The organism is Nocardioides sp. NPDC127514 (assembly GCF_040302125.1).
Classification (GTDB): domain Bacteria; phylum Actinomycetota; class Actinomycetes; order Propionibacteriales; family Nocardioidaceae; genus Nocardioides.
Genome location: NZ_JBEORF010000045.1, coordinates 36,121 through 42,793 on the forward strand (window position 1 = coordinate 36,121; position 6,673 = coordinate 42,793).

At 67.9% G+C, this 6,673-nt stretch carries 6 protein-coding genes; 2 read left to right on the forward strand and 4 right to left on the reverse strand.

Features of this window, described 5'->3' with window-relative positions; translation table 11 throughout:
- The first annotated feature begins 2 nt into the window (after nt 1-2).
- Together ABTX24_RS27780 and ABTX24_RS27785 are read left to right on the forward strand one after the other, a co-directional pair.
- Nucleotides 3-995: a hypothetical protein gene (locus ABTX24_RS27780; protein WP_350844282.1), complete on the forward strand. Its 993-nt coding sequence runs from the start codon at nt 3-5 to the stop codon at nt 993-995.
- Nucleotides 992-1,750, forward strand: coding sequence for a DUF6230 family protein (locus ABTX24_RS27785; RefSeq protein ID WP_350844284.1), 759 nt, complete (start codon nt 992-994; stop codon nt 1,748-1,750). The genes ABTX24_RS27780 and ABTX24_RS27785 overlap by 4 nt, the downstream gene beginning before the upstream one ends.
- A gap of 326 nt (nt 1,751-2,076) precedes the next feature.
- Here ABTX24_RS27785 and ABTX24_RS27790 read toward each other — a convergent pair whose 3' ends face one another.
- From ABTX24_RS27790 to dnaK, 4 genes are all read right to left on the reverse strand, one after another.
- Nucleotides 2,077-2,511, reverse strand: coding sequence for a heat shock protein transcriptional repressor HspR (locus ABTX24_RS27790; RefSeq protein ID WP_160026614.1), 435 nt, complete (start codon nt 2,509-2,511; stop codon nt 2,077-2,079).
- Nucleotides 2,511-3,701 (reverse strand): DnaJ C-terminal domain-containing protein, encoded by a 1,191-nt coding sequence (locus ABTX24_RS27795; RefSeq protein WP_160026613.1) that lies wholly within the window; start codon nt 3,699-3,701, stop codon nt 2,511-2,513. The genes ABTX24_RS27790 and ABTX24_RS27795 overlap by 1 nt, the downstream gene beginning before the upstream one ends.
- A gap of 81 nt (nt 3,702-3,782) precedes the next feature.
- Nucleotides 3,783-4,490: a nucleotide exchange factor GrpE gene (grpE, locus tag ABTX24_RS27800; RefSeq protein ID WP_160026612.1), complete on the reverse strand. Its 708-nt coding sequence runs from the start codon at nt 4,488-4,490 to the stop codon at nt 3,783-3,785.
- The gene (dnaK, locus tag ABTX24_RS27805) at nt 4,487-6,346 is read right to left on the reverse strand and encodes a molecular chaperone DnaK (protein ID WP_160026611.1); all 1,860 of its coding nucleotides are present in this window, start codon (nt 6,344-6,346) and stop codon (nt 4,487-4,489) included. The genes grpE and dnaK overlap by 4 nt, the downstream gene beginning before the upstream one ends.
- Between the last annotated feature and the right edge of the window lie 327 nt (nt 6,347-6,673).

Below are 6,673 nucleotides of genomic sequence, written 5' to 3' on the forward strand. Positions count from 1 at the left end.
CCGTGTCCCACCAGCTCACCGTCGGCAAGCAACGCCTTGTCGTCGTCACCGCGATCGCGCTCCTCATCATGTCCTCGGCACTGTGGCCCTCCCCCGACCACCGGGCCGCGGCGAACAGCCAGAACAACAGCTATCAGCCGTTCCAGTGCGACCAGCCGGGCAGCAGCAACCCGCAGCAACGGCGGCAGGTCGTACCGCTCAAGAACAGTGGCGACAACGGCGCCTTCCAGAGCCGCCTCTTCGGGACCCGGATGTTCCCCTGCCTGTCCGGGACGCGGTGGGTCCTGACCGCGGGCGAGCCGAACGGAAGCAGCACCACCAACGTGGCCGCCGACGTGCATGGCATCTACACCAACAGCAGCGACGGCAACTGCGACAGCAACAAGGGCTTCACCTACTACTACGCCGCCACCGGCTCGATGTGCCTGTTCCAGATCGCCTTCAGCGACCTCGTCTTCCGCAACAACGTCGCCTCGTTCGGCGCTCCGGTGCTCTCCGCGCGGTCGACGACGGCGCCCGCCCCCAGCGCGAAGGTGGCGCACACCCTCAGGATCGCTCCGGACGGCCCGTTCACCGTCGGCGGGCCGGGGGTGAAGACGAACCTGCTCACCACCGGCGACTCCTGGGTGGCGATCCCGTGGAGAACGGTCACGAACCTGGCCGGCCTCCTGATCATCGCCGCCGGCCTGACCACGACCTCGCAGAAGAACACCATCTGCACCGCCGGCTGGAACGGCGACTCGTGCCGGTTGAAGATCCGCACGCTCGCCGGTGACGGCACCGGCGGCTGGAACGACCTGGTCACCGCGATCCTCAGTGGCCTCGCGGCCGGCGGTGACTACAACATCCTGGCGGCGAACCTGGAGTTCTACTACCTGTTCACCCACGACAACAACGCGAGCAACGACCCGTACGTCTATCCCCCGGGCGGCACCACGAACCCGCTCAACTCGATCCAGCTCCCCCACACGACGATCACGGTGACCGCGGGATGAGCACGTACGGCACACGGTGGCGACGCATGGTCGCGGCGACGACGGTCGGCCTCGGCTTGCTCGCCGGGATGGTCGCAGCGATGGGGTCCTCCGCGTCCGCGGTCTTCAGCCCCACGTTGACGATCAACAACGGCAGCTCGACCTTCTCCTCGACCAACATCCACGCGGCCGACGCCGCCTTCGGCACCTCGCTGGTGCAGACCCAGGCGGCCGCCAGCAGCGGTGGCGACTGGACGCCGGTCCTGCGTGCCGGCTTCGCGAGCGCGACGATGAACGGCTTCTGCCTCTCCCGCGTGGAGGAGGTCGGGATGCTCGGCAGCTACACGATCAGGCTCACCTCCGGGGACGACGACCCGGCGACCAACGAGATCAACGCCCAGATGGCCGTCTTCGACATCACCCAGCTCCGTGCCGCGGCCGCGCCGGGGATCAACCTGCAGGGGGTCGCCCAGATCGGGCTGGCCTCCACCGACCTGACCACCAACCCGGGAAGCGCGCCGTACGCCGCCAACCCGATGGGCCTACCCCAGGCGTTCGACCCGAGCTGGTACCAGGCCAGCGGCAACGGCGGCCACAACAACGGCCAGGGCTTCACCGGCATCGACGCGACCGTCGCCGACCTCAACTCCGTCTACGGCGACGTCTGGCAGGCCCAGATCGAGGGCAAGGTGACCCTGCCGAACCTGGAGATCGAGCTGCTTCCGGGCAACCAGTCCTGCAAGGCGGCGGCGCAGGCCGGGACGTTCCCGAACTGAACTTTTCGCTCTCCGACCGCCCCGGAATGTGTAGATCTCGACACGCGGGTCGCGGCTTCGCAAGCTCAGCCGCGCCGCTGCTCGATCTCGTCTCGCTAACGAGCTCGCTCCTGCGTCGCGATCTCGTGGCTCGCTTGAAATTGGAAGGACCCGGCGGGTCCGTCTCGGGTCGGCTCCACCGGGTCCGCCGCGTGTGCCCCGACCATATGGGGGTTGGTCCGACACCCGCGGCTTACTCCTCAGTATGCGGGTGTCGAACCCACATCGGTTTTACCCGAAATCCACAACTCGCCAACAAATCTATCGAGCGATCAGTTAGTACTGTGCTAGCCCTGCTGGCGCCGCCAGACCACGATCGCCTGTCCTGGCGGGGCCTGACGAACCGCAGGAAGCCTGCTGGTGGGCCCCTTCGGCTCGGGCGCCGCCGCCCGTGCCTGGGCGAGCGCCTCGCGGGTCGCGGCCAGCTCGTGCAGCAACTCCTCGTTGCGCCGGCGCAGGGCGTCGACGTGCTGCTCGAGAGCGAGGATGCGACGCACGCCCTCGATGCCGATACCGGCCGCGGTCAGGTCCGCGATCGAGCGCAGCAGCTCGATGTCGTGGAAGGAGTAGCGCCGCCCGCCGCCCCCGGTGCGACCGGGGGTGATCAGGCCCATCCGCTCGTAGGTACGCAGTGTCTGCGGGTGCAGCCCGGTCAGCTCCGCGGCGACGCTGATCACGTAGACCGCGGCATCCGGCGCCGGGCTGCCGAATCCGTCACTCATCATGACTCCTCGAGAAGGGACGTACGCAGGGGCTTGCCGGCCATCGCGGCCCGATAGGCCTCGACGGCGGCCTTGGCATCGGCGTCGAGCACGGCCGGGATCTGCACCTCGACGGTCGCGAGCAGGTCACCCACGGTGCCGTCCGAGCGGCGGAACCCCTTGCCGCGGACCCGGAACGTACGTCCGTTGGGGGTCCCTGCGGGGATCCGCAGCGTCACCGGCGAGCCGGACAGCGTCGGCAGCTTGGCCTCGGCGCCGAGAGCCAGCTCGTCGAACCCGACCGGCACGTCGATGGTGAGGTTGTCGTCCTTGCGGCCGAAGACGCGGTGCGGCGTGACGTGCACAGTGACGTAGAGGTCACCGGCCGGGCCGCCGTTCTCACCGGCGGCACCCTTGCCCTTGAGCCGGATCCGCTGACGGTCCTTGACGCCCGCCGGGATGCGCGCCTGGATGGTGCGGGCGGAGGTGCCGCGACCGGAGCCGTGGCAGGTCGGGCAGGCCTCGTCGTAGATCAGCTGGCGGCCACCGCAGCGCGGGCAGGTCTCGTTCATCGAGAACGCGCCGCCGACGGAGTTGACGACGTAGCCCGCGCCCTCGCACTCGGGACAGACCCGCGGCTTGGTGCCGGGCTTGCCACCGGTGCCGTTGCAGTCGGGACAGGCGGCGTCGGAGGTCAGCCGCAGCGAGATGGTCACGCCGTCGAGCGCGTCGGTGAACCCGATCGTGGCGCTCGTCTCGACGTCGGCACCCTTGATCGGCCGAGCCCTCGGGGTCGTACGCCGCCCACCGAAGCCTCCACCGCCGCCGGCGCCGCCGAAGAGGTCGCCGAACATGTCACCGAGGCCACCACCCTGGGCGCCGCCGGCACCGAAGAGGTCGTCGAAGTTGTAGCCGCGGCCGCCACCCGTGCCACCGAAGCCGCCCGGGAACCCGCCCGAGGCGCCGAGGGTGCGGACCTCGTCGTACTTCTTGCGCTTCTCGGCGTCGCCGATGACGTCGTAGGCCTCGGCTACCTTCTTGAACTTCTCGTGCTTGGCGTCGTCGCCAGGGTTGGAGTCGGGGTGGTTGGCCCGCGCGAGCTTGCGATAGGCCTTCTTGATGTCGTCGCCCGAGGCGTCCTTCTTGACGCCCAGCTCGGCGTAGTAGTCCTTGTTGATCCAGTCCGGCCGGATCCCGTCGTTCTCAGCCACCTAGCCCCTCCTCCCTTCTTCTCGGTGACCGAGGCCGTCGATCTCTCGACAGCCTCGGCCACCCATCGTTGTCACTCCGGGTCACTCCGGGTCGACGACCAGGACCTGCGCGGCCCTGACCACCCGGTCGCCGATCATGTAGCCGGCCTTGGCGACCAGCTTGACCGAGGTCTCCTCGACCTCCGGGTCGGTGCCCATGTGGCTGAGCGCCTCGTGACGGTTGGGATCGAAGACGTCGCCCGGCTCACCGAACTTCTTCAGACCCAGGTTGGTCACGATCTTCTCGAGCTGGTCGGCGACGGCCTTGAAGCCGCCGTCGACCTCGCCGTGCTCGCGGGCACGGTCGATGGTGTCGAGCACCTCCACGATCGGAGTGAGCACCTTGTAGGTCGCGTTCTGCGAGACCAGCTCGCGGTCACGGTCGACCCGCCTCTTGTAGTTGACGTACTCGGCCTGGAGACGCTGCAGGTCCGTGGTCAGCTCGGCGACCCGCTTGTCGACCTCGTCGGCGGCATCGCCCATGAAGTCCACCTCGCTGTCGTCAACGATCACGTCGTCCTCGTCGTCTGCCTCGTCCGCCTTGTCCTCCGCCGCTTCGGCGGAGCCATCCTCGTCGGATCCAGTCTCGGCGGCGTCGTCCGACTCCGAGGCGTCGCCCTCAGGAGCGTCCACCTCGGAATCCTCGGTCGACTCCTCGCCAGCCTCTGTCTCAGGGTCGGTCTCGGGCGGGGCCTCGGTGGTCGTCTCCTCGACGGCCTCCTCCGCCCCGCCGGGGCGGCGCTTCGTCACTTCTTGTCGCCCTCTTCACCCTCGACGGGCTCGTCGACGATCTCGGCGTCGACGACGTCGTCGTCGGCCTCACCGGTCGCACCGGTGGCACCGCCGGCAGCGGACTGCTCGGCCTCGGCCGCGGCGTACATGGCCGCACCCATCTTCTGCGAGGACTCACCGAGCTTGGTGATCGCGGTCTGGATGGCGTCCTTGTCGGCCTCGGTGTCCTCGAGGACCTTCTTCAGGGCGTCCAGGTCGGCCTGCACCTCGGTCTTCACGTCGTCCGGGACCTTGTCGCCGGAGTCGGTGATGAACTTCTCGGTGGTGTAGACGAGGCTGTCACCCTGGTTGCGGATCTCGATGGACTCGCGACGCTTGGCGTCCTCCTCGGCGTACTGCTCCGCCTCCTTGACCATGCGGTCGATGTCGTCCTTCGACAGCGCGGAGCCGCCGGAGATCGTCATGGACTGCTCGCGGCCCGAGGCCTGGTCCTTGGCGGAGACGTGCACGATGCCGTTGGCGTCGATGTCGAAGGTGACCTCGATCTTCGGCACGCCACGCGGCGCCGGCGGGAGGCCGGTCAGCTCGAAGTTGCCCAGCGGCTGGTTCTCCGACCACATCGGGCGCTCGCCCTGGGCGACCTTGATCTCGACGCTCGGCTGGTTGTCGTCAGCCGTGGTGAAGATCTCGGAGCGCTTGGTCGGGATGGTGGTGTTGCGCTCGATCAGGGTGGTGAAGACACCGCCCTTGGTCTCGATGCCGAGGCTCAGCGGGGTGACGTCGAGGAGCAGTACGTCCTTGACCTCGCCCTTCAGCACGCCGGCCTGCAGCGCGGCACCGACGGCGACGACCTCGTCCGGGTTGACGCCCTTGTTGGGCTCCTTGCCACCGAGCAGGCTCTTGACCAGGTCGGTCACGGCCGGCATCCGGGTCGAACCGCCGACCAGGACGACGTGGTCGATGTCCTTGAGCGCGACGCCGGCGTCCTTGAGGACGGACTCGAACGGCTTCTTGGTGCGGTCGAGCAGGTCCGCGGTGATCTTCTGGAACTCCGCCCGGGTCAGGGTCTCCTCGAAGTGGAGGGGGCCGGACTCACCGTGGGTGATGTAGGGCAGGTGGATGCTCGTGTTCTGCGAGGAGGAGAGCTCGATCTTCGCCTTCTCGGCGGCCTCCTGGAGGCGCTGGGCGGCGATCTTGTCGGCGGCGAGGTCGACACCGTTGGCGGCCTTGAACTTCCCGACCATCCACTTGACGATCGCGTTGTCCCAGTCGTCACCACCGAGGTGGTTGTCACCGGAGGTCGCCTTGACCTCGACGACACCCTCACCGATCTCGAGCAGGGACACGTCGAACGTGCCGCCACCGAGGTCGAAGACGAGGATGGTCTGGTCGTCGCCCTTGTCGAGGCCGTAGGCCAGCGCGGCGGCGGTGGGCTCGTTGACGATGCGGGAGACGTTGAGGCCCGCGATCTCACCGGCCTCCTTGGTGGCCTGACGCTGGGCGTCGGAGAAGTAGGCCGGGACGGTGATGACCGCGTCGGTCACCGTCTCACCGAGGTAGGCCTCGGCGTCGCGCTTGAGCTTTTGCAGGACGAACGCGCTGATCTGCTGCGGCGTGAAGTCCTTGTCGTCGATGGACACCTTCCAGTCGGTGCCCATGTGACGCTTGACCGACTTGATCGTGCGGTCCACGTTGGTGACGGCCTGGCGCTTGGCGACCTCACCGACCAGCACCTCACCGGACTTGCTGAACGCGACCACGGAAGGCGTCGTACGGGCGCCTTCGGCATTCGCGATGACGGTGGCCTCGCCACCCTCCAGAACCGAGACGACCGAGTTGGTGGTCCCGAGGTCGATACCGACGGCACGTGCCATCTTTGCTACCTCCGCTTGTTGAAGCTGTGTGTATGTGGACTGTGTTCCCTGGGGAGACCCCGGAAGACTTGGGTTGTTCTGCACCCGCCCAGCGACTGCTGCCGCCGAGTGTTGCAAACAAGTTGAGTCGGATCAACTCAACTTCGTTCACTCTCCACAACGAAGACCCTACGCCCCCTATTCCAACGCGGGCCAAAACCAGGTCGAGTCGGCTCGTTCTGACCGAAAACCCCGCCGAGTCGGCTCGTCATGACGCCGACCGCCTCGGCCAGTCACCGACCGGTCCGGTCGTCTTCGAGTGCGTCGGGGTGGCGGGGATGCTCGAGC

Coding starts and splice junctions, on each gene's coding strand:
- ABTX24_RS27790 (WP_160026614.1), bottom strand. CDS start 2,511: ATGAGTGACGGATTCGGCAGCCCGGCGCCGGATGCCGCGGTCTACGTG.
- ABTX24_RS27785 (WP_350844284.1), top strand. CDS start 992: ATGAGCACGTACGGCACACGGTGGCGACGCATGGTCGCGGCGACGACG.
- dnaK (WP_160026611.1), bottom strand. CDS start 6,346: ATGGCACGTGCCGTCGGTATCGACCTCGGGACCACCAACTCGGTCGTC.